Here is a 320-nt window from a genome sequence, read left to right on the forward strand (position 1 = left end):
GGAACAAGAGCACACAGATCGCGCCATGCGCTCGGTGAGCCACCAGATGAACATGGCCAAGCTGCCGATGCACCGCGATCTGGCCAGCTTCGATTTCAACGCCTCTAGCGCCGACGCACGCCTGATCAGCGAGCTGGCCAGCCTGGCCTTTACCGACACCGCGCAGAACGTGGTGCTGATCGGTGGGCCAGGCACCGGTAAAACCCACCTAGCCACCGCGCTGGCCGTGTCCGGCATCACCCGGCATGGCAAGCGCGTGCGCTTCTACTCCACGGTCGATCTGGTCAATCTGCTGGAGCGCGAAAAGCACGACGGCAAAG

Annotated in this window: 1 pseudogene; it reads left to right on the top strand. The window is 63.4% G+C overall.

Going from position 1 to position 320, the window contains the following annotated elements:
• Window positions 1-320: pseudogene (gene istB, locus A9513_RS17615) on the top strand (IS21-like element ISPst3 family helper ATPase IstB); the annotation flags it as partial.

Origin of the sequence: Pseudomonas sp. AU12215 (genome assembly GCF_001675465.2) — a bacterium.
GTDB lineage: Bacteria > Pseudomonadota > Gammaproteobacteria > Pseudomonadales > Pseudomonadaceae > Pseudomonas > Pseudomonas nitroreducens.